The following is a 25,248-nucleotide window of genomic DNA, read 5'->3' on the forward strand; positions in this document are numbered from 1 at the left end:
GGGTCACATCTCCATCTCGTGCTGGTGGGCGGGGGCGTCGGGGGTGTGGGCGGGAGCCGGTGGGGCGGGCTCCTTGTCGCTGGCCAGCTCCGGCTCGCGCTCGGCGTGCTGGATGCGCTGCTGGTCGGCCTGGACCGGCTCCAGGGCCTGCCCGGCGTGGTCGACCAGGGCGGAGACCGGCAGGGCCGGGTGGCGGGCGTAGTTGCGCAGGTCGTGACCGGCTGCGTCGAGGCGGTCGAGGGCGGCGGTGTGCAGGACCTGCTCGGCGGTATAGGCGGCGGTGCCGCCCATCCCGGCCTCCTGCAGCTCGGCGAGGACCTGGTCGCTGGGCTGCGGCCCGGGGTGTCGCTGGGCCTCCCACACGACGGTCAGCGGGTCGATGGGGGCGTGCCGCTCGTCGAGCGTGCGCATCGCCTGGTAGACGGCGGCCAGCTGCGGGTGGGAGAAGTCCCGGCCCTCCAGCCAGCCGGTGACCTCGCGCAGCTGGCGGGGCTCGTAGAGCAGGGAGGCGACGGTCTCGCCCTCGGCCTGGATGTCGACCCGGGCCCGCTCGGTGCGGGGCACCGGGGTGACCTCCTGCTCGGGCGTGGTGTCGAGCAGGTTGCGCACGGTCTCCGGTGCGGTCTTCCAGGCGGCGTCCAGCTGGGCGAGGCGCTGCCCGGTCCGGTCGGCCTGCTCCAGTGCCTTGAGCGCCTGGTCGACCTCGGCCTGACGGGCGGTGTCCCGCAGCGTCTCGCCGGCGTGCTCGACGGCCCGGTGGATCGCAGCCTCCAGCACCATCCCGCCGTACAGCGGGGCGGTGCGGGGGTTCGGGCAGACGCTGGCGTTGGCGAGGACGGAGAGGCGGGACGGGGTGAGGGTCTGCCGGATGCCCGGCTCCTCGATCTTCGCCACGGCCGCGGTGACGGCGGCCGGGACGTCGTTCGGGGCGACCTTGGAGAAGTCGATCGAGTGCAGCGTCTGCCACAGGGCGGCGTAGTCCGGGCGGGAGAAGGTCCCCGGCGGTATCCAGCGCATCGAAGGAAGTGCCTCGGGGCGGTGCAGCATCGCCCCGAGCAGCGCTTCCTCGGCCTTGAGCGTCAGCTTCTTCACCGGGCCACCCCGCCCGGCTCGTACGGGTGCAGGGGCGCGACTGCCGGGAGATAGAGCGGGTGGCGCGGGTGCCCGGCCTTGGTGGTGCCCAGGGCCCACAGCCGGGCGCCGTGGGCGGTGAGGGCCTTCTCGACGGTGGCGGCGCGCTGGAGCCTGCCCCATGCTCCCCAGCCGACGGTGAGGTCGTGGGCGGCCTCGGCGAGTAGCTGCAGCAGCGCGTCGTTGTGGGCGCCGACGGTGTCGAGCAGCCCGGTGGTGAGGACGCTGGGGTCGGTGGACCGGACGGCGAACAGGTTGGCCAGCACCAGCCCGCCGCAACGGTCGCGGTGGGCGAAGCCGACCAGCCGCCGGACCGTGGGGTCGTCCTGGTCGGCGGTGGCCATCGACGGGTTGAGCAGGACGTAGACGCGGTGCGGGCCGGGTGCCCAGGTGCGGGTCAGGGCGTAGCGGTGGACCAGGTCGGGGCTGAACACGGCGGTGCCGGCGTCGCCCTGCTGATGGGTCAGGCCCTGGTCGGCGGCCCATGCCTGGATCTGTTCGGGGAGCGTCACGGCGTCACCTCCGCCGCGTCCGCCAGCTCGGCGAGCACGCGCGCGTGGCACGGCTCGCCCTCGGGGCACCAGCAGCCCAGCCGCTGGCCCTTGAGCCGGGGAAGCTCGCGCTCGACCAGGTCGCGGTGCTGGTCGAGCCACACGCGGTACTTGGCGACGACGTCCTCGGCGGTGCCGTGCTTGCCCACCTTGAAGGGGTTGGCGAGCAGGTGACCGGCGAGGTGCCATCCGCCCTGGTACATCGGGCGGCCGACGTAGACGACGTCCTTGATCTCGGGGTCGTCGCGGCGGCCCTTGAGGCACACCACGGTGGTGGGCCCGGTGGCGGCGGTCTGCTCCTGGTGCTCCTCCTCGAAGAGGTCCAGGCCCAGCTGCAGCCCGCCCTTCATCTCGGGGTCGAACCGCTTGGCGGCGCTCATGCCAGCACCTCCCGGACCCGCTCGGCCAGCCAGCGGGCGGACGGGGGCGGGAAGGCGTTGCCGATCTGTCGGTTGACCTCGGTGGACGTCCCGGCGAACTGGTGGGAGTCGGGGAAGCCCTGACCCCGGGCTTTCTCGCGGTTGGTGAACATCCGCACCCGGCACTCGTCGAGCGTCATGCCGGCGGGCTCCACGTACATGTGGTGGTTGCCCTCGGCGGTGAATGCGGGCGCGGCCTCGTCGAGGCTCTGCACGGTGCTGTGGTTGCGCAGGATGACCAGGAAGGGCTTGCCCTCGTACCGGCGCAGCCCCATCTCGACCTTGGCCCGGGTCGTCGCGGCGTACGGGCGGAACTTCTTGCCCGGCTTGCCGTCGCCGAAGCGCCGGGTGGGCGCGGACAGGTCGAGGACGTCGCCGATCGGCCGGGTCAGCGGGACGACCTCGCGGTGCCCGCAGCGCCGGTTCGGGCAGATGTAGCGGTAGCCCTCGCCGTACGTGGCGGTCTTCCGCATCCGCGGGCGGGCCCACTGCTGGGTCGCCCGGACGTCGCCGCAGTGCTCGCACACGGCCCGGGGCCGGGGCCGCAGGTCCGGGCGGGGCAGGCCCTTGCGGGCGAGGACGAACGCGATGCGGTGGCGGTGCTGCGGCGCCGCGGTGAAGTCCTCGCCGTCCAGGTGCGCGGCGTCGAAGGACACCAGCGTCGGGAACTTGCCCAGCTTGTCCCAGATCCGCAGCCAGTCGTCGAACAGGTTCCAGCGGGTGGCGAATCCGGGGACGTTCTCCCCGGCGATGACGTCGTACTGGCCGCACTCGTCGGCGCGGACCAGGTCCCACGCGGTGGCCCGGGTCTGCGACCAGCTGGCGGGCCGGGCCTTGAGGTCGTCCTGCTCGACGACGTCGTCGGCCTCCTCGACCGCGTCGTCCAGGGTGGCCACCTGCGGGGCGCTGTTCCCGCCCGCCGGCGCGGCCTCCTTGCAGATCGGGGAGCCGACCAGGACCCGGGCGTAGGGCAGGCGCCGCATGTCGAGCGTGTGAACGTTCTCGCACTCGGCGCGTACGCCGGGGAAGTTGAGCCGGACGGTGGCGACGGCCGGCGGGGCGTGGTTGAACGCGGAGCGGGCGCGGAACCCGGCGCCACGGAAGCCGTCGAGGTCGCCCCCGCCTCCGGTGAACAGGTGGTTGACCGTGCTCATCGCGCGCCCTCCCACTCGGCATCGGTGGCGAGGGCGGCGGCCGTGGTGTCGTCCAGCTGCAGGCGCACGGTCTCCAGCACCTGCTCCGGCGGCGTCCACAGCTGCAGCGCGCCGGTGGCGGGCACGGGCAGCGGCAGGGCGGTGACCTGGTCGAGCTGCCAGTGGAAGTGGCCGGGCATGGCCCACGGGGCGCACTCGCCATCGTCCGGGTGGCAGTCGACGATCCGGGCCACGGCGATGACGGCGCCCAGGTCGAGCTGCAGCCCGCGCACGATGGCGGTCATGGGCGCGTACTGGTTGGCGTGCTGGTCGGGCTTCGCCGCGCTGTGGATCAGGACGGCGCCCCGGTGCGGGGTCGTCCAGGTGCGGTTCTCGATCCGCTTGTCGGCGTGGGCGATGGCGCTGGCCCAGGGCTGGCGGACGGTCAGCGCGCGGATCATGCGAGCCCCCGGAACGCCTTGGCGATGCCGATGAGCACGATGGCCGTGATGACGACCGCGATGATCGTGCCCCGGCCGCTCGCGGTGACGACCTTGACCAGCTGCAGCGGCACCTTGACGGCGACGGCCACGATCGTGGCCACGTAGGTGAGGAACGCGGCGCCGATGGTGTTGCCGATGCCCGTGCCGACGTGGACGGCGAGCAGGGCGGCCAGCGTGCCCGCGAGGATGGCGACCAGGGCGGTGATCCGCTCGGCGGTGAAGTTCTCGGTGACCTTCATCGGGACACCGCCACTCGCGCGGCGGGGACGAAGGTGCGGAAGTCGGCGGACTCGACGGCGAGCAGGCAGGCGCGCATGTGGGCGGCGGCGGTCTCGGGGTGCCGGCCGTACTCGTAGGCGACCTCGGCGACCGCGTCGGCGGCGCCGTTTGGGCCGAGTCGGTCGGCGGTCTCGTGGACCAGCTCGCGGGTCCGGGCCGGGTTCTTGGCGAACTCGGCGACCGGGGCCTGGGAGACGAACAGGAACGTGGCGAGCGTCGTAATGACGCGCGAGGTGGAACGCACAGCAGCCTCCGGCGAAGGAGAGAAGAGACGGGGGGGTCCGGCTCGACCCGGGCGGGGCAGGTCGCTCGTCCGCCCGGGTCGAGGTAGAGGGAGCGGTCAGCTGCCCTGACGGGCGCGCTCGATCGCGGCACGGGCCTCGGCGGCGCGCTGCGCGTCGGCGGCGGCCTCCTGGGCGCGGCGCAGGGACTCGCTCGCGGCGGGGTCCTGGATGACGGCGGTGGTACCGATCGCGGTACGCACGGCGGTCAGCCGACCAGCAGCGCGGCGCGGCGGTGCGGGCGGGCGGGCTCCGGGGAGTCCTGCCGGCCGTCCCGCTCGTGCGGGGTGGGGCGCATGGGCAGCTGGGGCTTCGCCTCGGCGTGCACCGGGTTGTCGCAGGTGACGATGCCGGTGCGGGTGACGACGCTCTCGAAGTCGCGGCAGTCGCGGCACTTCGGGCCGATCCGTCCGACGACCGCGAGGCGCGGGCCGGTGAGGACCGGCAGAGCGCGGATGCCCTCGGGCGACAGGCGCAGGGCCGGGAAGTCGTCGACGCTGATGTCGGCGCCGGGGATGAGGCTGAGAGACTGGTTCACGGAGATCCCTCCAAGTAGGGGTGTCCCAATCCGGAAGGCGGTCCTACGCGCCGTTCCGGGATGACGCCGGGGCCTGCAAGCCCCGGTGGAGAGAGGGGTTCCAGGGCCTGCAAGCCCCGGGCCCCTCTCTCGCTCTTCCATTAACCTCCCTTGCGGCCAGCTTGTCAACATTCTGGAATCCGCGATTTCTGGGATGTTGGCAAACGTGGATGTTGGCAGTACAGTTGCCGTACAAGTCCACAAGCCACGAAGCCAACGAAGGGCCATAGGGTGCTCGCAACATTGGAACGACCCACACCAGGAGCCACAGTGCCGAAGCAGGGCGAACCCCAGGACCAGCAGGCGCCCGAGACGGAGGAGCGCACCAACTTCTCCGCCCGCGTCCGCGTGTCCGTACGTAAGAGGGCCAAGCTCTACGCCGCCGGCCACGACGTCAGCCTGCAGGACCTGGTCGACGCGGCCCTCGACGAATACCTGAGCAAGCGGAACGCGTGACGAGAGAAGGAGTAATGACCCCCGAGACAACCGAGGAAACGACCTCGGCGGCCAACAGGCCCCCGACGCTGACCAAGACGCACAAGCGCCTGATCGGCGTGGTGGTCGTGGGCGCCGTCATCATCGCGGGCATCGGCTTCGCGGGTTCCTACACCGCGGTGCGCGACCTCGCGGTGCAGAAGGACTTCGGGAACTTCAGCTACGTCTTCCCCATCGGCATCGACGCCGGGATCGTGGTGCTGCTGGCGCTCGATCTGCTGCTGACCTGGATGCGGATGCGCTTCCCGCTGCTGCGCCAGACGGCGTGGCTGCTGACTGCGGCCACCATCGCATTCAACGGTGCGGCGGCCTGGCCCGACCCGCTCGGCGTCGGTATGCACGCGGTCATCCCGATCTTGTTCGTCGTCTCGGTCGAGGCGGCCCGCCACGCGGTGGGCCGGGTCGCCGACATCACGGCCGACAAGCACATGGATGGCGTGCGCCTGAGCCGTTGGCTGCTCTCGCCCGGTCCGACGTTCCTGTTGTGGCGGCGTATGAAGCTCTGGGAGCTGCGCAGCTACGAGCAGGTCATCAAGCTGGAGCAGGACCGGTACGTGTACCAGACCTGGCTGGAGTCGGAGTTCGGGAAGAACTGGCGGAAGGCGGCCAAGCCCGGGAAGAAGGGCGGCGCCCCCGTCGAACTGCTGATGCCGCTGCGGCTGGCCCGCTACGGCAAGCCGTTGTCGGAGACGGTGCCCGCGGTGCTCATCGCCACCGGCCGCGAGGTTCCCGCGCTCTTCCAGCCCCAGCAGCGGCCGGAGCTGGAGAAGGGCACGCAGCCGGAGGCGGGCACGGAGCAGCTGCCGCAGGTCGAGCCGGAGCAGGAGCGGCCGGCGGTGGAAGCCCCGCAGCCGCAGGGCGAGCAGCCGGAGTTCGAGGGCCCGGAGTTCGAGGAGCCGGAGTTCGAGCCGGTCGAGGAACCGGCCCCGTCCGTGCCGGACGACTTCTGGCAGAAGCAGGGCACGGCGTACGACCAGGGCGAGGACTTCGCCCCGTACGGCGCCCAGCAGCCGGAGCCCTACGGCCCCGCGCACCGCTACGGCGACCCGGTGGCCTCCTACGACCAGCAGGTCGAGGCGTCGGTCCCGGAGGCGGCCTACAGCGGCGGGTACGGCCCGTACGCGCAGCCGCAGCCCGCGCCCGTCGAGCAGCCTGAGCCCTACGTCGAGCCGGAGCAGGTCGTCGAGCCGGGCCCGGAGCAGGTCGAGCCGGTGTACGAGATCCCGCAGCAGCCGGAGCCCGTTGCTGCTGCCGCTCCGGCTCGCAGCACCGCGCCGGCGCGGGTGCAGGCGAAGGTCGAGGACCTCGTCGAGGACGGTGGCGCACAGCCGGTGCGCACCTGGGGCAACGCGACGCGGGACCTGGTCGCCGAGACCTACCGCAGCCTTCCGGCGGAGACCCGGGCGCTGCGCGGGCGTCCGCTGGCGGCGGCGATCGTCGAGGCCAGCGGCAACGCGCTCAAGCTCGACACGGTGCGGCGCACCCACATCAGCGAAGAGCTGCTGGCGGAGTACGAGAAGGACCTCACGGAGGTTCCCTCGCCCCGTCAGGAGCAGGGCTCGGAGGGTGGCCAGTGACCTCCGGAGTCAGCGGAAATTATCCACAGGCCAACCGCTCCACAGTGATCGGTACGGCGACCACCACCCCTCGGGGCGGGGCGATCGACGCGGGCCCGTCCACCGGGCACGGACACCAGACGGTGTCCGGTCTGGCGGGCAGTCTGCGCACGTCATCCCGCCCGGCGGGAGGCTGCGCAGCGGTGCGCAGTAGGTCCGTAACGATCGGCGATAACCATGCGGCACTTGTCAGTGCAGGGACATATACAGACAGGAGTGGCCCCGGTGGTGCGTGAAGAGCTTGGCGGCTGCAGCACCACCGGGACCCCGAAGGAAAGGACCTTCGTGAACGACAACAGTAAGGCCAGCGTCCTGATCGACTCGACCGACCAGCACGTCGTCAACCAGGTCCCGGACACCGACGTTTCGGCGGCCGGGAAGCCGGAAGAGACCTGGAAGCCCATCGAGGGCGACGCGCTCAAGAACGTGCTGTTCACCCCTCGCCCGGTCTTCCACCGGCCCACGGTGAGGCTGACGGCCCTGTCCGTGCCGGCCACCCTGCTCGCGGCCGAGACGACGACGCAGGACACCGACCCCAGCGGGATGCTCGGGACCATCTTCGGGGGCATCGTCGATGCCGGTGGCACGCTGTTCGAGGCGCAGCCGCTGCTGGTGACGGCCCTGGGGGTCGGCCTGGTCGGCGCCGGATACATGAAGTTCAAGGGTGAGTTCGACTTCACCCGCGAGACCGACGGGTTCGCCCCCAAGGGCACGCTGCGCAAGGCGCTCGGCCCCCGTCAGCTGGTCAAGAAGCGCCACGTGCTGCGGCCCAGCCTGGCCAAGGTCCCGGCCCGGAAGGTGGACACCAACGCGGTCGGCACCTACCTGGGCAAGGACCGCAAGACGGGCCTGCACCTGTACATGGCGATCGAGGACAGCTCCGTGATGGTCGCCCCGCCCGGCTCGGGCAAGACCGCGAAGCTGGCCAACTGGATCATCGACGCACCCGGCGCGGTCCTGGCGACCTCGGTGAAGCCGGACATCGTCGACCACACGGAGCGGCTGCGCGCCCGGGTCGGCCGCATCCTGATCTGGAACCCGCAGGACATCGGCGGCCGGGCCTCGAACGTGGCCTGGGACCCGGTGATGGGCTGCTCCGACCCGGAGCACGGCGTCGACCGGGCCATGCGCCGCGCCAACTACCTGCTCGACGGCTCCGACGCCACGCGCGGTGTCGAGAACCGCAGCTTCTGGGAGACGGCCAGCTACTCGGTGCTCAAGGCGTTCCTGTGGGCGGCCGACGCGGAGGGCTTGACCCTCATGGACGTGGCTCGCTGGTCCAAGAGCTTCCGCAACCACGAAGCCATCAAGATCCTGGAGAAGTACGAGCACCCCGACCCCTACAACCCCTCGCGGCCGGTCGCCCCGAGCGGCTGGAAGGACGACCTGCTCCAGGTGCAGAAGGTCGAGGGCAAGCCGACCACCGGTGAGAACGTCTTCGGGACGCTGTCCAAGACCTTCATGTTCCTCGACACCCCGCAGGTCCAGCGGGTCATCCAGGACGCGCACAAGGGCAGCGGGCTCTTCGACATCCGCGGCTACCTGCAGTCGCAGGACACCCTGTACCTGCTCGGCCGTGACACCGGCCGGGGCGGCATCGGCCCGCTGTTCAGCTGCCTCACGGGTGAGATCTACGAAGAGGCCCGGGACATGGCCCCGCTGCAGCCCGGCGGGCGCCTGGACGCGCCCTGGTCGCTGATCCTCGACGAAGCGGCGCTGATCTGCTCCGTACCGCTGGAGAAGTGGACCTCGGACAGCCGGGGCCTGGGCATCGCCATCCACGCCGTGTTCCAGTCGCGCTCGCAGATCCGGGAGCGCTACGGCCGGGAAGCGGCGAAGACGATCTGGACCAACATGGTCAAGCTCATCCTTGGCGGCATGTCCGACGAAGAGGACCTCAAGGGCATCTCGGAGCTGTGCGGCCGGCACAAGGAGAAGAGGGAGTCGCACTCGAACTCCCCGGGCCCGGACGGCACCATGCGCCAGTCCTCCTCGTACACCTGGGTCGAGGTCGACACCATGACCCCGGCGGACATCATGAACCTGGAGCCGGGCCAGATCCTGGTCCTGCGCCGCAACATCGGCGGGCCGGTCGTCGTCCGCTACCAGGCGGTGTGGGACCGCAAGGACTTCAAGGCCGTGGTCAAGCAGGGGAAGCGGGACGCCAAGGCGGCGATGAAGGCGCGCAAGCACAAGGACGCCACGGTGCCCGCCTACGCCCCGCCCATGGCCGCGCCGCTCGTCGAGGACCCGGCGGACCTGTGGGCCCCGCCGGAGCCTGCCAGCCCGTGGGCCCCGTCGGCTCCGACGGCTGACCCCAGCCCGTGGACGGCGGACCCGGCGGCCAGCGGCTGGGCGTCCGGCCCGCTGCCCGGCCCGCGCGACCACCTGCAGGTCGTGCGTGGCGAGGTCGTCCCGCCGGTGCCTCCGATGCCCGAGCACCCGCCGGTCTTCCCCGACCAGCCGGACTTCGCACCGACCCGGCATCTGGAGCAGGTTCCGCCGCAGCAGCAGCCGCAGGAGCAGCCCGCCGGGACCGTGCCGGCGGCGGTGCCGCTGCGCAAGACCGGTACCGACGACACCGCGGTGGCGGACGACAGCTGGGGCGACGACGACGAGACGGGGTTCTAAGTGGCTGACGACATGAAGGTCAGCGTCGGCGACATGCTGCTGACGTTGACGGGCAACGTCTCCGATGCCCGCAAGCGCCTCTCGGACCTGGAGAACCAGAAGCTCAAGGAGCTGCTGGAGGGGCTGGCCTACAAGGTCGGTGAGCACAAGGAGCAGCTCGCCGCGATCACTGAGGCGTTCGCGGCGCTGCAGGCCGAACCGGAGCCGGAGCCCGAACCGGACTGGCCCGGGGTCTCCCCGAACTGGACCGATGACATCGACCAGGACCAGGCCCGGGAGCTGTGGGACTGGCTGACGAAGTGGTGCCACAACATCCTGTGGCCCATCTATGCCCAGGACGTGTGGAAGCCCTGCTGGTACCGCCACACCCGCGTGCGCATCGTTCTGACCGCGTTGCGCGGGGCGCACGAGTGGTCGTACGAGACCACGAAGGTGCCGCCGACCCGGGCCCTGGAGTGGGAGTTCCGTTTCTGGCCGCAGGTCGAGACCCTCCTCAAGGAGGAGTTGAAGGACTGCGGCCTTCCCCGGGACGACCTCAAGAAGCCGAAGCACCCGGTGCCGGTGCCGGTCCAGCCCACACCGGAGAACCCGCACCCGGCGCCGCCGGCGTTCACCATCGAGGACTTCACGGACCCGGGCTTCTTCGAGTACGTGGAGCGCAACATCGCCAAGCGCCGGGAGCCGGACAAGGAAACCGACTGAGCGCAGCGGCACCATGCGGAGGGGGAGTCACCCAAATTTGGGTGACTCCCCCTCCGCGTTGCCCGGGTCTCGACCGCTACCGGCCCTTGAGGACCTCGTCGACCGCGTACGCGACGGACAGGGCGGCGGTGCTGATGTCCTTCAACGTCTCGTCCGGCGCGTCCTGCAGCGCCCCCGACTCGATCGCGGCCAGCATCCCCTGCAGCAGGTCACGCGTCTGGACCGCCCGGTGCGGGGGCGTGTCGTCCACGATCTCGGCGTCGACCACCGACTCGTCGCCGTCGGCGGGCGTCGTCTCGCCGGCCGGGGTTCCGTTCGTCGAGTCACCCGAATTTGGGTGACCTCCGGCCTCGGGCTCCGGCTGCTCCTGCGCGGCGGCCTCGGCCTCCGCCGGAGCGGACTCGGCCGCGGCCGGGGCCGGGGCCGGGGCCGCTTCCTTCTTCCTGGACCGTGTCGCCTTCGGCTTCGGCTTCGCCTCGATCGCCAGCTGGAAGGTGTTCGAGGTCGTCAGCGCCGGAACTTCGGCGGCCCGTGCCAGCTCGACCAGGCCGTCGACCACGGTGGCCGTGACCCGGTGGCGACGCTCGGCGGCCCACCCTCGCAGCGCGACGTACGCGCGGGCGGTCACGTCCTGGCCGTGCTGCTCGACCATCGGCAGCAGCTGCTGCACGTGGGAGTCGGGGATCGCGCGGGGCCGGTCCTGCTGCTCGGTGATGGCCTTGAGCAGGGGCCACTGCTGGATGCGACGGTTGACCTCCGACTCCGACTCCCCGAACCGGTCCTGGCAGTAGTCCGCCCACGTCCGCCCGCCCTGCCGGTGCAGGTTCCGGGCACGGATGGCGTGCGCGGCTTTCCACTTCATCCACTCGGCCCGGTTGCCGTGAGCGAATGCGGCTTCGCAGTGCTCCAGGTCGTCGACCTCCTGGGGCGTTAGCTCGCCCTCGGCCTCGACCTCGACGGGCTCGGGAATCAGGTCCGGCGTGAAGGGCTGGGGGCGGTACGGCTCCGGCGGCGGGGGCGGCGGCGAGGTGTCGACCTCTCCGGCCGGCGAGGGGATGGCCACGGCGGCGGCTTCTGCAGCCGCGGGCTCGTCGGTGGTCTCGGGCTCTGCCTCGGCGGCCTCGCGCTCCGCCCGCTCCCGTTCCTCCCGCTCCTCTTCCTCCATGAGCTTCTTGTAGTTGGCGCTCACGGCAGCAGCCCCTTCTCCTTCATCTCGACGACCAGGTCACCGAAGTGCGAGTCCTTCGCTCCGGTGATCGGGAAGTTCATGCTGTGCGCGTACTGGCCCACGTTCGGGATGACAGTGTCGAAGACGTTCCACTTCGCGCGCTCCATGCGCTCGGCGTAGTACTTCGTCATGCCCTTGTCGCGCGGGCTGTTGGGGGAACACCGGTTGAGCAGCACCCACGTGGTCGGCGGTTTGCCGTCCGGACGGAAGACTGAGCTGCGCTTCACGATGTCGCTGAACGGTGTGTCTGCCACCGGCTTCTCGACGCGCAGCCAGTCCGCGCGGGTCGGCGACATGTGCAGGATCACCAGGTCGGCGACCTTGAACAAGCTGTCGGTGACTGCCGGGTGGTTCTCGCTGTGCCCGCAGTCCGCGAGGCTGATCTTCCCCTCGGGAAGCTCGACCTCCTCGTGGAAGCGGGAGCTGGCGTTGAGGTGGACCGGGAAGGTGAACTTCCCCGCCAGTGACCAGGCCCGGAACTGCTGGCTGTGGTCGGCGTCGAACCCCTCGACGTCGTAGCCGTGCTCCTGGAGGGCGTGCCCGAACCAGGCGGTGTCCGTCGTCTTCCCCATGGTTCTGGGACTCGCATTCACGATGAGCATGTCGGGAGCCTATGGGCAGCGCTGAGATCAACACATCACGGACGCCCGCTTCCGCCCCTGTACCGCCCGCTTGATACGCGAAAGCCCGCCCCGGGAGGGGGCGGGCTCGTCCGTGTGTGCGGTCAGGTCAGGTCTCCCACAGTGCCCAGGGCTGGTCCTGGGTGGCGCCGCGCAGCCACATCGCCGCGTGCTGCACGCCGTTGGCGTACCGGCGGCGGGGGCCTCGCATCGCGCCCTCGGCGGCGTCGTCCTCGGCCCGCAGCTGCTGGGCGTCGGGGATGCCGGCGGCGCGGTCCGTGATGGGGCTCGGGCCCTGGCCGACGGCCCATCGGTAGGTCGCCCGTACGCCCTCGTGGAACTCCTCCAGCTGGTAGCCAGTCCGTACGGCGTGCTCGATGTTGTCGAGCAGCGCGGTGACCTCGGCCAGCGTGCGGCGGCCGACCACCGGTTCGGCGGGCGGCGCGGTCGGTGGCGGCGGGGCGGTCTGCTGCGCCGCGGTTCCTCCGGCCGGCGGCATGGCGCCCGGCCCGTTCCACATCGTCGGGTAGTCAGCCATAAGGGCACGGTAGCGGGCGGCACGGACAGAGGGCAGGCAGTAGGAAGGGCCAGCGGCTGCTCCGCTGGCCCTTCGGCTACATGTCGACGTCGAGGTCGATCTCCGGCGCGGGCGGCGCCGGGGGCTCCGGTGCCGGGACGGCGACGGGCTCCGGCTCGGGGGCCGCGGGCTCCGGGGTGGCGTCGCGCTCGGCCCGTGCCAGCTCCTGGCCCAGCCGCTCGTAGTCCGTCCCGTACCCGCCGAGACCGGTGTCGCGGCGCTCGCGCTCCAGCTCCTCGCTCTGCGGCTGCTGCCGCTCGGCCTCCTTCTGCCGCTCGGCTTCCTGCTCCCGCTCCTGCGCGCGCTGCTGCAGGATCTCCTGCGCGAGGCGGGCCTGCTCCATCGCCTCCATCAGCTGCTCCTCGACGGACTTCGTGGGCGCGGCCGGGGCGGCGGGAGCGGTCGGGGCCGCGGGCTCCTCGATCTCGGGCTCCGGGGCGCGGCGCTCCAGCTCGGTCCGGGCGAGGTCGGCTTCGTCGCGGACGGTCTGGGTCTCCTCGACCCACGCCTCGCGGGCCTGCTGGACCTCCTGGTACCGGCTCGCGCGGTCACCCATCGTCTCGGCGATGTCGCGGCTGGTCTGGGCGCGGTCGAGGGTCTCCTTCACCAGGTCGCTCGGGTCGATCTCGGCCTGCAGCGTGGGCACCTGCTGCAGCGCCATCGACTGGGCGAGGGCCTCCTGGTGCTCGTTGTAGCCGGTCGCGGTCTGCGCCTCGTACATGGCCTGGGTGACGCGCTCCTCGTGCTCGGCGGCCTCCTTCTCCGCCTGCTCCTGGGCGCGCAGCTCCATCTGCACGGCCTGGTCCTTGAAGTCGCGCTCGGCGGTGAACGCCTTCTGCATGTCGTCGGCGACGTACGGCGGCGCCCACTCCTTCTCGCGCTCGGCACGCTCGATCATCTGCCGCAGCGTCTCGTCGGACGCGCGGGCGATGTCGGCTTCCTTCTCGTCGATTCCCAGGGCGCGGCGCGCGCGCTCCCAGTCGGCGCGGGCCTCGACCGCACCCTGCGGCGGGGCCTGGCCGATGGGGTTGGTGTCGTGGTCGTAGCCGTGGGCCTCGCGGTAGCGCTCGACCCGGCCGGCGCGGCGCTCCCAGTCGGCGCGCTCCATCGGGTCCTCGGGCACCGGGCCCAGCCTGTCGACGGCCCATGCGGGCTGTTCCTCGGCGACGCGCTGGCCCAGCCGCTCGGTGCGCTCGTCCATCTCGACGGCCCACTCCTGCAGGAAGCGGCCCAGGTCGCCGTCCAGGTCCGGGGTGCGGGCCGTGTAGGAGTCCATCGCCTCCCAGTGGGCCTCGCGCTCCTCGGCCTGGCGCCGGGCGACCTCCTGGTCCTGACCGGCGTGCAGCACCTCGACGTTCTGTGCGAACGCCTCGTTCTGCCGCATCAGGTCCTCGAAGTGCGGGTGCGCCTCGGCCTCGACCGGCTCGGGGGTGTCGACCAGCTGCTCGACGTCGGCGTCCGTCATCTCCTCGGCGGCGCGCAGCGCGGCGGCCAGCTCCGCCTCCTGGCGCTCGATCGTCTCCGGGTCGGTGCCGGCGTGCAGCGTCTCGACCCCGGCCTGGGTGGCGAGGGTCTGCTTCATCAGCTCGGCGTGCGGGTCGCTCTGCTGCGCGGCCTCGGCCGCCCGCTGCAGCTCCTCCGGGTCGACCGGCGCCTGCCCGGCCTCGACCGCGTCCTCGACCTTGCGCTCCTGCTCGGCGAGGGCGGCACGCTGCTCGGCCTCCTCGGCGCGGATCTGGTCACGCTCGACCAGGTTGTACGCCTTGTTCAGCCGGTCGTGCAGCACCTTGGCGACGTCGTCGGCGGTCTCCAGCTCGCGGGAGCGGGCGGTGCGCACCAGCAGGTCCTCGGCGTCGAATCCCTGCTCCTCGACGTGCCGGGCCAGCCGCAGCAGGGAACCGAACGCCTCGCTGCTCGCGCAACGCTCGTAGTCCTCGGTGCCGATGGCCTGCAGCAGGGCGGTGCCGTAGCGCTTCTCGGCGTCCTGCTCCTTCACGCCCGACCACACCGGCTCCAGCACGGCGAGGTGCTCGCGGCGCTCCAGCTCGGCCTCGATCGTCTTCGTCGCGGTCAGCTCCAGCCCGCTGCGCTGCAGGGTGGAGTCGAGCACGGCGAGGTGGTGGGGGATCTCCTCGGCCTTGAGGCCGTCGCCGTCCCGGTGGGTGATGACGTACCCGAAGTTCTCCATCTCGCCGCGGGTGAGCATGACGTACAGCGCCTCGCGGTTGGTCGAGTTGGGATCGACCAGGGAGTGGCAGACCCCGACCGTGCGGCCCTGGGCGCCGTGGACGGTCGCGGCGTAGGCCAGCTCGACGTGCGCTTTCACGTATCCGGCCGGGAGGTGCATCTGGGAGCCGTCCTCCAGCTTCACCATCAGCGCCCCGTTGTCGCTGATCCCGGTGACCTCGGCCACCGTGCGGTTGACCGCGAAGCTGCCGTTCTCGGCCGTGATGTTCCGGTTGTTGCGGCGCAGCTGAATCAGGTCGCCGACACCGGCCTTGGTCTCGATGCCGTGCTCCTCGCGGCCGGTGCGCAGCACCACGCCGTCCTCGGAGACCTTGCCCGCGCGCACCAGGTCGGCGCGGACCCGGGCGGACAGCTCGGCGACCTGAGCGTTGTCCTGGGCGATGAGCAGGGGGTTGCGGCCGTCGAGGTGGTCGGTCAGCCATGCCTGGTAGGCGCGCTCGGTCATCTCCTCGGCGGAGCCGCCGCGCCACCGGCCGTACTGCTCGTAGGCGGCCAGCGCCTCGCTGTCGCCCTCACGCAGCTGGAGGGAGGCGTCGGCCTCCCACTGGCGAACGACCTTCTCACCGGTGACCGGGTCGGTGTCGCGGAAGCGGCGGACCTCGTCCAGGACGTGCACGCCGGGAGCGTCCTCGACCCACTGGGCGAAGATTCCGCCCGCGCCCACGGCCGTGAGCTGGTGGTGGTCACCGGCCGGGACGCACTTCGCGCCGGCGGCCTCGATGAGCGCCCGGACCTGGTCCATGTCGCTGTTGTCGGTCATGCCGGCCTCGTCGACGATGACCAGGGCGCCCGCCGGGATGCGGTACTTCTCGGCGTCTGCGATCGGGCGGCCCTCGGCGATCGACCGGTTGGCAATCAGCATCATCTCGATGTTGGCGACGTTCTCCACGCCCTCGTCGCGCAGCACCTCGGCGGCGCGCTGGCCGCTGGCCAGACCGATGACCTTGCGGCCCTCGTGCGCCTCCCACACCTCGGTCAGCGCGGCGAGCGTGTAGCTCTTGCCCGCGCCGGCCGGGCCGACCAGCAGGTCGACCTTGCGGCCGGAGGTGGCGGCGGCCCGGACGAAGTCGGCCTGGCGGCCCTTGAGCCCGCGGCGCTGGATGACTTCCTCGACCAGCTCGCTGGGCACGGTCGGCGCACCGCGCTTGCCCGCGAACTCGGCCAGTCGGCCCTCGGTGCGCAGGGCCTCCTCGGTGGCGTACCGGTCGAAGGTGTCGGGGTTCGGCTCGTACTTGAAGGTCCCGTCGGTGCGCTGCAGCTCGGCGGGGACCTCGACCAGGGCGGGCGCCTTGGTGAGCACCACGCCGTTGTCGGCGGTCGGGGAGAGCGCGTCGTCGGCCAGCTGGTTGAGCAGGTCGCGGACCTGCTGGCGCTCCAGCCCGCCCAGGGTGTCGGGGAGCTGTCGGTTCAGCTCGACCAGCAGGTCAGGGCGCGTCCAGGTGGGCTTCGCCTCCTGCACCGCGGCGATGGCGCGGCGCTGGATGACCTCGGGGTCGAACTCCTTGGCAGGGCGGTGCAGGTCGTGGATGGCGGACTCTTCGGCGATCCGCTCGGGCACGTCGGCCAGCGACTCGCGGAAGCGGGCCTGGCTCGACGCCTCCCAGCGCTGGAGCAGGGTTTCCCTGGTCACGGCGTCGTGCTTCTTGGCCGCGCGCTGCCGGAGGCTGACGTCCTCGCTGATCCGGGCCAGCGTGTAGGCGGAGGGGGCGACGCCGTACTTCTCCTCGAACGCCTTGGCGACCTCGGCGACCTCGGCGGTGATGGCGGTGCGGCGGCTGCTGAACGAGTCCCGCAGGTCCTGGTCCACGCCGACGATCTCGCGGGCCTTGCCGTCCGGGCGCATCTGCACCCGCCAGCCCAGCACGCGCTCCAGCTCCTGCTCGGCGACGCGCTCGGCGAGGTGCCCGGCGGCCTGCTTGTGCCGGAACAGGCCCGTGCCGTCCAGCGCCCGCCACACCTCGCGCTCGCGGCCGGTGACCGGGTCGACGTCCACGCACCGGACCTTGTTCAGCACGGCGGCGTGGACGTGCAGCTGCGGGTCGTCCTGCCTGCTCGTGTGCTGGGCGAACGCGGCCACGATGAACTTGTCGGCCTTGACGTACTCGCCGCTGGTGCGGCCGTCCTTGCTCGCCCCGTGGTGGCCCTTGCGGGTGTACCCGGCCTCGTCCTGCATGTGCTCCAGACCGGCCTGCACGCCCGACTTCCAGCAGTCCCACAGCTGATCGGCCTTGCGGCTGAACTCCTGGGCCGTCTCCAGGTCGCCGGCCTCGCGCGCCTCGGCGGCCTTGACCTGCAGCGCGGCGTGCGCCACCGACCACGACTTCGGAGCCGAGAACGTCAGGTCGTAGTACAGCTTCGCGCTGGGGGCTTCCTTGCGGGTGCTGATCTCGATGGCCTTGAGCTGCTCGGGGCTCAGCACCCCGCCCGGGGTACGGGCCTCGGCCGCGGCGAGGTTCTTCCCCAGCCGCTTCTCGTACGCCTTCTCGTAGTTGCGCGGCGCGTCGCCGAGACGGCACTCCTTGCGGATCTTCTTCTCCGCCTGGGCGTACTCCTCGCTGCCCTCGGGGTGCGGGATCGACGCCAGCCGGGCGTACATCTCGTCCCGCTTCCGGGGGTCGATGAAGTCGCTGTACAGGTCCTCGAAGACGTCGTTGGCGACCTCGCCCGACAGTCCAAGGTCCGCGATGCCGTCGCCGGTCCAGAAACCGGGCGGCTCCCCCTGCAGCTCGATCGAGCGCAGGTAGTAATGCTCGGCACCGGCACCGACCGTCTTGGTCAGGTAGCCGGGATCTGAGCCTGCACTGATCGACAACATCGAGACTCAGAGTAGGCGGTTTTCAAGATCAACAACAGCCATCGGATCGTGATGCATAGGTGTGGGGGTTGTTGTAGTGAGCAGGGGGATTACGTTGGGTTAGATGGTCCGGATGATCAAGGGAAGAGAAGAGGTCCGGTGGCCGGGGTCCGAGGAAGATCAAAATGGGTCGCTACGGCGGCGGAGAGAGGCGGTCCTGCGGCCTTTCGGGTCGCATTCGGCCTGCATCGGCGGGCCTCGGCCCTCGCGGTGACGCGCACGGTCTGTACCGAAATGTTCCGGTCGGCGGGCACGGCCCGCGCTGGCTCCGGCGCTCGCGCTGCGGAAGCGGCCACCGGCGGCTCGCCGCGCCAAACCAAGAGGCGGCACTGGCCACCCGCCGCGCCCGTGCGCTACGGTCGGCGGCGACGACTTCGACCCCCGCCGGGACACCCGGCGGGGGTCGACTGTTACCAAGGGCCGGTTCCGGGGCCGGGGAAACCCGCCCCACGCCGCGCGGCCGGCGCGCTCGCGCGGCGGGCCCGGCTTCCCCACCACCCGGGCGACGGACACGGACGGTGACGCGCGGACGCTCGCGCACCGGACGGCGGGGAAGCCGACGCGGCCGACCGGGGAGCCGGGGAAGCGGCGCGGCCGGGTCTTCCCCGGGCGATGGGGAAGCGGGGCAGCGCCCGGGGAAGTGGGGAACTCGACGGCTGCCGCGAGACGGACCGGGCGGAGAACTTCCCCACCCGCGCGCCCTCCCCGACCCTCGCCCCGTGGGGAAGTTCCCCACGGGGCCCGGTCTTCCCCACCCCGCTGCGCACGCCCGGCTTCCCCAACGGGCGGGGAAACGGTGACGGGGAACTGCTGCCGCGAGTCGCACGCGACCCTCCCCGGGCACGGCTCCCCACCCCCGCTTCCCCAGCTCCCCACACGCGTCGGCGCCGGGACCGAATGGTCCCGGCGCCGTGGTGCTGCACGTCGGTCAGAAGATGCTGTCCTGGTACGCCCCGGACGGATTGCCCGCGGCGAGGGCGGCGGCTATCGCCTCGTCCAGCCGCTCCGGATCGGCGGCGGCGATGGCGGCCTGGACCGCCCGCGCCCGCCCCGCCGCGCCCCGCGCGTCGGTCAGCGCGTGCCCGGCAAGTCGCCTCCTAGCTGCGGCGTCGCGGTTGTTGTCGCCTCGGGTACCCGGGAGCCAGTGACCCGGGTTCTGGCACGCGCCGTGGTCGCATCGGTGCCGCACGACCAGCCCGCCGGCGAGGGCGTCGGCCCCGTGGGCGAGGCGGTAGCCGAACAGGTGGGCGGGCACCACGCGGGAGGTCTGGGTGGTGTGGGACCCGGCGCGGAAGCTCCCGTGCCCCGTGTCGGTGATCGCCCCCAGCCACCACCAGCAGTCGTCCGGACCGCGCTGCAGGACCTGCGCGCGGTAGCGCTCGACGGTTTCCCCATCGGCCAGCAGCGTTCCCCACGGCACCCCTTCCCCGCCCTCCGGGGCGAGGGCTTCCCCACCGGGGTCGGCTTCCCCACGGTGGGGAACCGGGCCGGGGTCTTCCCCACCCGGGCCCTGGGGAAGCGCGGGGTGGGGAACGTCCGGGCCGTGCTGCTCGCTGGGGAACATCACCGCTTCACCATCCCGGCCGGGCCGGGGCGGCTCGCCGTGGGGAAGCTCTCGGGCCCGGCGTGCACGAAACGGGCCTCGGGCCACGGCTCCTCGCGGACCACTTCCCCATCGCTGTACGTAATCGTGACGGCGGTGTCGTGGTCGGGGTCGTACGCGGCGCTGGTGAAGAACCGCCACCCCTCCGGGTCCCCGTAGATCCACGCCCACCCCCCGGCGAGGGCGTGCGCGAGGTCCTTCACGCGGACGTCGCGCACCTCGGGCTCGGCCGGCCCCATCGGAGAGTCACCCAAATTTGGGTGACCGGGCTCGGCTTCCCCGCGGTCGTCCTGGGCGGCCAGCTCAGCGGTCGCCTCGATGTCGACCTCGCCGTCGCCGTGGTGGCAGATCACCGCGCCGGTCTCGTCGGTCTCCGTGTACGGCGGGAGGTCCTGGTCGTCGTCCTGGTCGCCGGTGCCGTAGGTGCGCTGGCCGCACCCGGGCGCGGTGCAGCGCCACACCTGCTCGCCCTCGACCTCGATCCGCTCCGTGATCGTCGCGCACCCCGGACACGTCGGAGTGACGTGCATCACATTTCACCCGTTGGGGCGGGTTCGGCGGCCGGAACGGCGTTGGCGGCGAGGAACGCGCCCGCCGCGGCGGCGGCCTCCTCGCTGGTCTCGGCGTGCCCGTCGTCCCCCTCGGGCGCCTCGGCGGTCTTCCGGTTCGCGGCGGTGGCGATCCACCACCACCCGCCGAACTCAGGGTGGTAGGAGACCCGGGCCTCTCCGCCGTACATCTCGAAGTGGACCGGCTCGCGGTTCGCGGCCGGGTTGATCGCGCTCACCGCGCCGGGCCAGCGCAGCCGGGCGGCCTGGCGGCTGATGTCCCACGCCTTGCCCAGTTGCGGGTAGCCCGCTCCCAGCTGTCCCGCCTTGCGGGCGGTGTCCTCGGCGGCGGCGTCGGCGGCCTCCCGCACCGCCCGCAGGGCGCGCAGGGTGGCCAGCGCCCGGTCGGGGGAGCGGGTGACCACGGTCTCGCGCGTGGGCGCACCCATCGCGTCGAGTTCGCCGGCGCGGCTCCAGATCTCCCCTCCCAGGTCGTAGGCGAGGTGGAGCACGGCGGCGGTCAGGGCGCGCTGCTGGTCGTCGGCGGGGTCGGTCCATGCCGGGTCGCGCAGCTTGAGCAACTCGGTCCAGTAAGGGTTCTCGTCGTCCATGTGACAAGCGTAGTTGTCGTGACTGTCCTTGACAATCCAGATTGTCAAACTCGCGCACGGCGCTCCGCAGGGCTTGTTATTAGCCGCTGCTCGGACGGGGCGTCGCTCGGCCGTTCGGTGCGCGGCGGTGCAGCTGTACGGGCGGTGGCGCGGGCAGATATGACAAGGGACGACGAAGCAGGGCGAGGTGGTGGTGGGGGTGAACGACGTGTGGCCGCTGACCCGGTCTCCCGTCGGCACGCGGCGGGCCTGGCGCAAGCGCGAGGAAATGCAGCTGCGGCTGAACGGGCAGTACGGGCCGGAGTGGTGGGAGGTCGTGCCCGTCTTCGCCGGGATCGCGGCCGTGCTCGGGTTACCCCTGGTCGGCCTCGGCTGGCTGTGGTCCCGGGTCGGCTGGTGGGCCGCGCTGCTCGCGGCGGTGGCGCTCGCCTACGGGGTGCGGGCTGCCGTGCGGTGGCGGCGCGCGGTGGTCGTACAGCGGCGCCGGCGGGCGCGGTGCTACTCCCTCGCGGAGATCGACGCGGCGGACGACCGGCGCTTCCGCTCGATCGTCGGCCGTCTACTGCTGCGCGACGGCTGGACGCACGTACGCGGGGTGCGCATCAGCCGCACGGCGGTGCACCTGGTCGGCAACGGGCCCGACGGTCGCCAGCTCGGCCTCGCCTTCGAGCGTGGCGTCGAGCAGACGGGCGAGGCAGGCGGGCGGGCGGCGCTGCGCCCGGTCGGCGGCGCCCCGCGGTTGCCGGCCGGAGTCGCGCAGGGCCCCCGGCCGCTGTTCGTCGTCGTCAGCTCCGGGGCCTTCGCCCGGGAGCGGGTTGTGTGGGCGGCCCGGCACGGGGTGCGGCTCGTCGACCGGGCGGTGCTGCAGCAGTGGGCGGCCGGGGAGGACCTGGCGGTGCTCCTCGACCTCGGCCTGGACGACGTCGCGCAGCCGGACGCGTCGTAGGGCGGCGGACACGACGAAGGGCCCGGGAGATCCCGGGCCCTTGCTGTCGGCGGGGTCGGTCAGCCGCTGTGTCGGGGAAGGCGCCGTTCGGCCTGCTCCTCGATGGCGGTGACGCGGCCAGCGTCCCACCCGGGCTGGGCGGGCAGGCCGTAGAGCATCCCGCGCAGCTTCTTCGCCTCGACCACGGTCACGCCGTGCAGCTCGGTGCGTCCGCGCGGTGCGGGGACCCTCGCGCCGTGCACCGCGAGGACCGGGCGGACCGGCACCCCCAGTGCCCTGGCAGCCTGCTCGGCTTCCCACACCACGGTCTGCAGCGCCTTGGTCTGGTCGTAGCGGCCGTACCGCAGCAGTCCGCCCGTGATCGTGAGCGCGGACTTCTTCGACTGCCAGTTCTTGCTGTCGACCAGGACCACGCCGAAAGGCCCGGCGACCAGGTGGTCGATGTTGGCCCGGCTCCCCGGGATCGACCGGTCGTGCAGCACGGCGTAGCCGCGGCGGGCGAGGGGCCGCAGCAGCCGGGCCGTGGCCTCTTCTCCGGCGGCGCCGCTCGTCCAGCTGTTGCGGGCCCGTCGGTAGATGCGGTGCGTCCCGTACGCGAGGACGGCGAGGGCGGCGACGGTGCCCGCCTGCCACCCGAGCAGCGTGCCGGCGGCCACGCCGACCACGGCCGCGCCCGCTGCGGTCAGCGGCAGCATGACCTTGGCGCGGCGGTGCTGCTGGATGCGTTCGGCGGCGCGGGCTAACTCCCCGACGCGGCGGGCGCTGGCCCCGGCCCCGTCGCTGCGGCGCCCTGGTGCGATGGCCATGTAGTCCCCTCCTGGTCTGCCTGATCGGCCTGTCTCGGGGACCGTAGCGCCGGGCACCGACACGGCGGCAGTGCGCCTTCGGTGCCCGGCGGGCGGTCCGGTGGTCAGGGCCGTGCGGGGCGGTCGTCGCCGAACTCGACGAACCGGGCGAAGGCGCGCTCGATGCGGGGCTTGCCCTCGGTCACGGCGGTGATGACCCGGTCGAAGTAGCGGTGGGCGGCCTGCTCCTGGTCCCCGGTCAGCACGATGCGCCGGTCGGGCCCGGCCGCGGTGACGGCGGCCAGCAGCGTGCGGGTGTCGTCGTCCTGCAGCTGGAGCACAGCGAGGGCGCGGGCCAGCCGGTCGACGACCTGCTCAGCGGTCTCGGGCACGCGCTCGCCGACGGAGTACCGCGCGCGGTCGGCGTTCTCGCCGTACCACTCGCCTGCCTCCGTGAGGATGCTGCGCAGGTCGGTGTAGCCGGGCTCCAACGCGAGGGCCTTGCGGAAGTGGTCGAGCAGCGCGACCAGGACCTCGACGTCGGCCTGGTCGACGGGCGCGGCGTACAGCGGGCTGTGCTCGTACCCGTCGGGGCCGATGACCTTGTTGCCGGTGGTCAGCTCCTCCCCGGTGAGCAGGGCGTGCCGCTCGTCGAGCAGGGACTTGGGCAGGGCCTCGAAGATGCGGGCCCACGCGGCGCGGACGGCCTCGCCGTCGAGGTCGGCGGGCAGGGTGTAGACGTCGTCCGCGCCGGCGCGGGTGTCCTGGGTGGTCTGGTCGAGCCAGATGAGCAGCGGTTCCTCCAGGTCGAAGAAGTCGGCGAGGAAGTTCTCCTCGGCGGGCAGCAGCCGCGGGGCGGTGTCAGTCATGCGGGCGCTCCTGATCGGTGAGGCGGGGGTGGTCATCCGGCCCAGAACCACATGGTCTGGTCGTCGGTGTCGTGCTTGTAGGGGGCGCTGTAGTCGGTGCCGGGCCGGTCCGGGTAGGACGGCCGGAGCACGCGGCTGTGGGGGTAGGACTCGGGGGTGCGGCCCAGGATCGCGCTGATCTGCTCCTCGACCTCGTCGGGGACAACGCCCTTGACGACCATCCAGCACGGGGTCGCCTCGACGCCGACCGTGCCGTCGTCGAGCGGGTCCATCTCCAGGTCGACGTCCAGGGCGACGTCGAGGTCGGCTTCCCGGGCAAGGGCGTAGGCGCTGCGGACGGTCGGCCACGTCATGCCCTCCCAGGGCACGGTGATGGTGAGCCCCTCGTCGCCGTGCTCGCGCTCGATGCGCAGCCAGTCGATGGGGTCCCAGATGCGGCCCAGGGCGAGGCTCGGGGATTCGGAGGCGACCATGTGCCCGTCGAACTCGGTGCGCATCCACTCGCGCACCGGGGTGTTGGGGCCGAACTTGTAGCGGGTGTGGTTGGACGGGTGCCCACACACCGACAGGTTGGGCACGGACCCGGCAGTGAGCTGCATGTCCTCCATCACCGCGTCGTGCAGCTCGCGGTGGTCAGTCGGCCACTGCTCCCAGTAGGCGCTCTCCCGCTGCTCCTCGGCGGCGTCCTGGACGGCGGCGTCGGCCGTGCAGGGCTCGCAGCCGGTGACGTGGCGGAGCTGCTCGCGCGAGGCGTTGGCCTGGGCCCCGTTGGCGGGGTTGGTGACGATGCCGACCCGGTCGCCCTCGACCCACACGACCTTCGCCGGGAAGGGGTCGGCGGGCGGCATCTGGACGGTGTCGCCGACCTGGAAGTGGCCGTCCTGCTCCCACGCGGGCGCGGGCGGCTGCACGGGGATGACGGGTGCGGTGGTCGCCGGTGGCGGGTGCTGGCACGAGGGGCAGCCGATGGACTCGGCCGCATCGGCGGCGGGTGCGCCGGCCGTTTCGGCGAGGGCTCGCCAGCACAACGGCAGGCCGGTCTCGTCGAGCGTGCGGCCACTGGGGAAGTCCTCGTCCGGGCCGTGGAACACGGCGACGACGGGCTCGACGCCGGGCAGGACGATACGGAGCGGCTCAACTCGGAGGCCGTACAGGTCCGCGGGCGGGATGGAGGCGAGGTTCTCCCACACCAGGCAGTCCAGCACCTGGGCCACGGTCCGGTGCTCGTGATCGTGCCCCTCGCACAGGTTCCAGGTGCTGCCGTCGGGACGCAGGACGTCCAGGCGGTCGGTGATGGTCAGGGTGAAGGGGTCGGACGTGTCGTGAACAGGCTGAACGGTGGGCCCCGTAGCGGTGCGGCGGCGGAACAACTGGCGGATGTTCATGGGGTCGGGTCCTCCTCGTCGTCGAATGCGTCGGTGATCAGGTCGGGCCAGCGGGCGTGGCCGCGGAATTCGAGGCGGTGGCGCAGCATCGCGGCGGCGTGCTCTCGGGGGACCTCCAGGGCGAAGTCCTCCAGCGCGCGGGCGACGACGTCGCCGACGGTGACGCGCATCGGGATGGTGATGTGCAGGTCGACCACGGGCTCGGCGAGGCGGGCGCGTACGGCGGTGGTGATGGCGTGGTCGGTGGCGGCCTGCAGCTGCTTGCGGTAGTGCTCGTCCGCCCGGCGCTCCTGGCGTTCCTGCTCCAGCCGGTGCAGGCGCGGGGCCAGCAGCGCGGCGAGCAGGGCGAGTAAGAGGACGGTGCCCACGAACCAGGCCACGGCTACGCCTCCTCGGCGGCCGGCGCGGCGGGGTCGTCGTACGGGCGGACGACCTTGCCGTCGGCGAACGCGCGGCGGGTGCGGGGCACGAAGGTGGGCTCGGGGGTGTGCTTGTCCTCGGCCTCGTAGACCACGGTGGCGTTGATGCCGTGCTCGTTGACGGCCATGCGGTAGTGCTGCCAGCCCTCGTGGCCGTAGAAGGTGCCGATGGGCTCGCGGCAGGTGACGCACAGGGCGTCGTCCGGGCGGGTCAACTCGTCGTACACCTCGACGGCGT

Annotated in this window: 26 protein-coding genes; 5 read left to right on the forward strand and 21 right to left on the reverse strand. The window is 72.3% G+C overall.

What is annotated here, in order from left to right; all coding sequences use genetic code 11:
• Positions 1-3: 3 nt before the first annotated feature.
• The 9 genes from ABT034_RS31720 to ABT034_RS31760 form a co-directional block, all read right to left on the reverse strand.
• Positions 4-1,092, reverse strand: coding sequence for a DnaB-like helicase N-terminal domain-containing protein (locus tag ABT034_RS31720; RefSeq protein ID WP_351220532.1), 1,089 nt, complete (start codon positions 1,090-1,092; stop codon positions 4-6).
• Positions 1,089-1,643: a DUF1643 domain-containing protein gene (locus tag ABT034_RS31725; protein ID WP_351220533.1), complete on the reverse strand. Its 555-nt coding sequence runs from the start codon at positions 1,641-1,643 to the stop codon at positions 1,089-1,091. Before ABT034_RS31725 ends, ABT034_RS31720 begins: the two co-directional genes overlap by 4 nt.
• Positions 1,640-2,062, reverse strand: a complete 423-nt coding sequence (locus ABT034_RS31730; protein WP_351220534.1) for a DUF4326 domain-containing protein — start codon at positions 2,060-2,062, stop codon at positions 1,640-1,642. The genes ABT034_RS31725 and ABT034_RS31730 overlap by 4 nt, the downstream gene beginning before the upstream one ends.
• Positions 2,059-3,255, reverse strand: coding sequence for a DNA cytosine methyltransferase (locus ABT034_RS31735; RefSeq protein WP_351220535.1), 1,197 nt, complete (start codon positions 3,253-3,255; stop codon positions 2,059-2,061). The genes ABT034_RS31730 and ABT034_RS31735 overlap by 4 nt, the downstream gene beginning before the upstream one ends.
• Entirely contained in the window at positions 3,252-3,695 is a 444-nt protein-coding gene (locus ABT034_RS31740) for an ASCH domain-containing protein (RefSeq protein WP_351220536.1), read from the reverse strand. Before ABT034_RS31740 ends, ABT034_RS31735 begins: the two co-directional genes overlap by 4 nt.
• Complete coding sequence (locus ABT034_RS31745; RefSeq protein WP_351220537.1) at positions 3,692-3,976, reverse strand: hypothetical protein; 285 nt, start codon at positions 3,974-3,976, stop codon at positions 3,692-3,694. Before ABT034_RS31745 ends, ABT034_RS31740 begins: the two co-directional genes overlap by 4 nt.
• The gene (locus ABT034_RS31750) at positions 3,973-4,260 is read right to left on the reverse strand and encodes a hypothetical protein (protein ID WP_351220538.1); all 288 of its coding nucleotides are present in this window, start codon (positions 4,258-4,260) and stop codon (positions 3,973-3,975) included. Before ABT034_RS31750 ends, ABT034_RS31745 begins: the two co-directional genes overlap by 4 nt.
• Before the next feature lie 96 nt (positions 4,261-4,356).
• Positions 4,357-4,500: a hypothetical protein gene (locus ABT034_RS31755; protein ID WP_351220539.1), complete on the reverse strand. Its 144-nt coding sequence runs from the start codon at positions 4,498-4,500 to the stop codon at positions 4,357-4,359.
• Positions 4,501-4,505: 5 nt separating this feature from the next.
• Complete coding sequence (locus ABT034_RS31760) at positions 4,506-4,835, reverse strand: hypothetical protein (protein WP_351220540.1); 330 nt, start codon at positions 4,833-4,835, stop codon at positions 4,506-4,508.
• A 309-nt stretch (positions 4,836-5,144) separates the two neighbouring features.
• Between ABT034_RS31760 and ABT034_RS31765 the strand changes: the two genes are divergently transcribed.
• From ABT034_RS31765 to ABT034_RS31780, 4 genes are all read left to right on the forward strand, one after another.
• Complete coding sequence (locus ABT034_RS31765; protein ID WP_351220541.1) at positions 5,145-5,330, forward strand: hypothetical protein; 186 nt, start codon at positions 5,145-5,147, stop codon at positions 5,328-5,330.
• Positions 5,331-5,344: 14 nt separating this feature from the next.
• Positions 5,345-6,946 (forward strand): DUF2637 domain-containing protein, encoded by a 1,602-nt coding sequence (locus tag ABT034_RS31770; RefSeq protein ID WP_351220542.1) that lies wholly within the window; start codon positions 5,345-5,347, stop codon positions 6,944-6,946.
• A 324-nt stretch (positions 6,947-7,270) separates the two neighbouring features.
• Positions 7,271-9,616 carry a type IV secretory system conjugative DNA transfer family protein gene (locus ABT034_RS31775; protein WP_351220543.1) on the forward strand — a complete coding sequence of 782 codons (2,346 nt, stop codon included), beginning with the start codon at positions 7,271-7,273 and terminating at the stop codon, positions 9,614-9,616.
• The gene (locus ABT034_RS31780; RefSeq protein WP_351220544.1) at positions 9,617-10,318 is read left to right on the forward strand and encodes a hypothetical protein; all 702 of its coding nucleotides are present in this window, start codon (positions 9,617-9,619) and stop codon (positions 10,316-10,318) included.
• A 76-nt stretch (positions 10,319-10,394) separates the two neighbouring features.
• On the opposite strand, the gene ABT034_RS31785 is transcribed toward ABT034_RS31780, so the two are convergent.
• The 7 genes from ABT034_RS31785 to ABT034_RS31815 form a co-directional block, all read right to left on the reverse strand.
• Positions 10,395-11,507 (reverse strand): hypothetical protein, encoded by a 1,113-nt coding sequence (locus ABT034_RS31785; protein WP_351220545.1) that lies wholly within the window; start codon positions 11,505-11,507, stop codon positions 10,395-10,397.
• Positions 11,504-12,148 carry a ParA family partition ATPase gene (locus ABT034_RS31790; protein WP_351220546.1) on the reverse strand — a complete coding sequence of 215 codons (645 nt, stop codon included), beginning with the start codon at positions 12,146-12,148 and terminating at the stop codon, positions 11,504-11,506. The genes ABT034_RS31785 and ABT034_RS31790 overlap by 4 nt, the downstream gene beginning before the upstream one ends.
• Positions 12,149-12,275: 127 nt before the next feature.
• Positions 12,276-12,704: a hypothetical protein gene (locus ABT034_RS31795; protein ID WP_351220547.1), complete on the reverse strand. Its 429-nt coding sequence runs from the start codon at positions 12,702-12,704 to the stop codon at positions 12,276-12,278.
• Positions 12,705-12,780: 76 nt separating this feature from the next.
• Positions 12,781-17,805, reverse strand: coding sequence for a MobF family relaxase (gene mobF, locus ABT034_RS31800; RefSeq protein WP_351220548.1), 5,025 nt, complete (start codon positions 17,803-17,805; stop codon positions 12,781-12,783).
• A gap of 967 nt (positions 17,806-18,772) precedes the next feature.
• A complete protein-coding gene (locus ABT034_RS31805) occupies positions 18,773-19,264 on the reverse strand; it encodes an HNH endonuclease (protein WP_351220549.1) in 492 nt (163 codons plus the stop codon).
• Between the two features lie 143 nt (positions 19,265-19,407).
• The gene (locus tag ABT034_RS31810) at positions 19,408-19,977 is read right to left on the reverse strand and encodes a hypothetical protein (RefSeq protein WP_351220550.1); all 570 of its coding nucleotides are present in this window, start codon (positions 19,975-19,977) and stop codon (positions 19,408-19,410) included.
• Positions 19,977-20,606, reverse strand: coding sequence for a hypothetical protein (locus ABT034_RS31815; RefSeq protein WP_351220551.1), 630 nt, complete (start codon positions 20,604-20,606; stop codon positions 19,977-19,979). The genes ABT034_RS31810 and ABT034_RS31815 overlap by 1 nt, the downstream gene beginning before the upstream one ends.
• A gap of 199 nt (positions 20,607-20,805) precedes the next feature.
• On the opposite strand from ABT034_RS31815, the gene ABT034_RS31820 reads away from it, so the two are divergent.
• Complete coding sequence (locus ABT034_RS31820; protein ID WP_351220552.1) at positions 20,806-21,552, forward strand: hypothetical protein; 747 nt, start codon at positions 20,806-20,808, stop codon at positions 21,550-21,552.
• Positions 21,553-21,611: 59 nt separating this feature from the next.
• Here ABT034_RS31820 and ABT034_RS31825 read toward each other — a convergent pair whose 3' ends face one another.
• The 5 genes from ABT034_RS31825 to ABT034_RS31845 all read right to left on the reverse strand — a co-directional run.
• The gene (locus ABT034_RS31825; RefSeq protein ID WP_351220553.1) at positions 21,612-22,358 is read right to left on the reverse strand and encodes a nuclease-related domain-containing protein; all 747 of its coding nucleotides are present in this window, start codon (positions 22,356-22,358) and stop codon (positions 21,612-21,614) included.
• A 104-nt stretch (positions 22,359-22,462) separates the two neighbouring features.
• Positions 22,463-23,206 carry a hypothetical protein gene (locus ABT034_RS31830; protein WP_351220554.1) on the reverse strand — a complete coding sequence of 248 codons (744 nt, stop codon included), beginning with the start codon at positions 23,204-23,206 and terminating at the stop codon, positions 22,463-22,465.
• A 32-nt stretch (positions 23,207-23,238) separates the two neighbouring features.
• Positions 23,239-24,591, reverse strand: coding sequence for a hypothetical protein (locus tag ABT034_RS31835; RefSeq protein ID WP_351220555.1), 1,353 nt, complete (start codon positions 24,589-24,591; stop codon positions 23,239-23,241).
• Positions 24,588-24,971 carry a hypothetical protein gene (locus tag ABT034_RS31840; protein ID WP_351220556.1) on the reverse strand — a complete coding sequence of 128 codons (384 nt, stop codon included), beginning with the start codon at positions 24,969-24,971 and terminating at the stop codon, positions 24,588-24,590. The genes ABT034_RS31835 and ABT034_RS31840 overlap by 4 nt, the downstream gene beginning before the upstream one ends.
• 2 nt (positions 24,972-24,973) lie before the next feature.
• Positions 24,974-25,248: hypothetical protein (locus tag ABT034_RS31845; RefSeq protein ID WP_351220557.1), on the reverse strand; the 275-nt coding region annotated here is incomplete at its 5' end.

It is taken from the genome of Streptomyces sp. NPDC002773, from assembly GCF_040295605.1.
Lineage (GTDB): Bacteria > Actinomycetota > Actinomycetes > Streptomycetales > Streptomycetaceae > Streptomyces.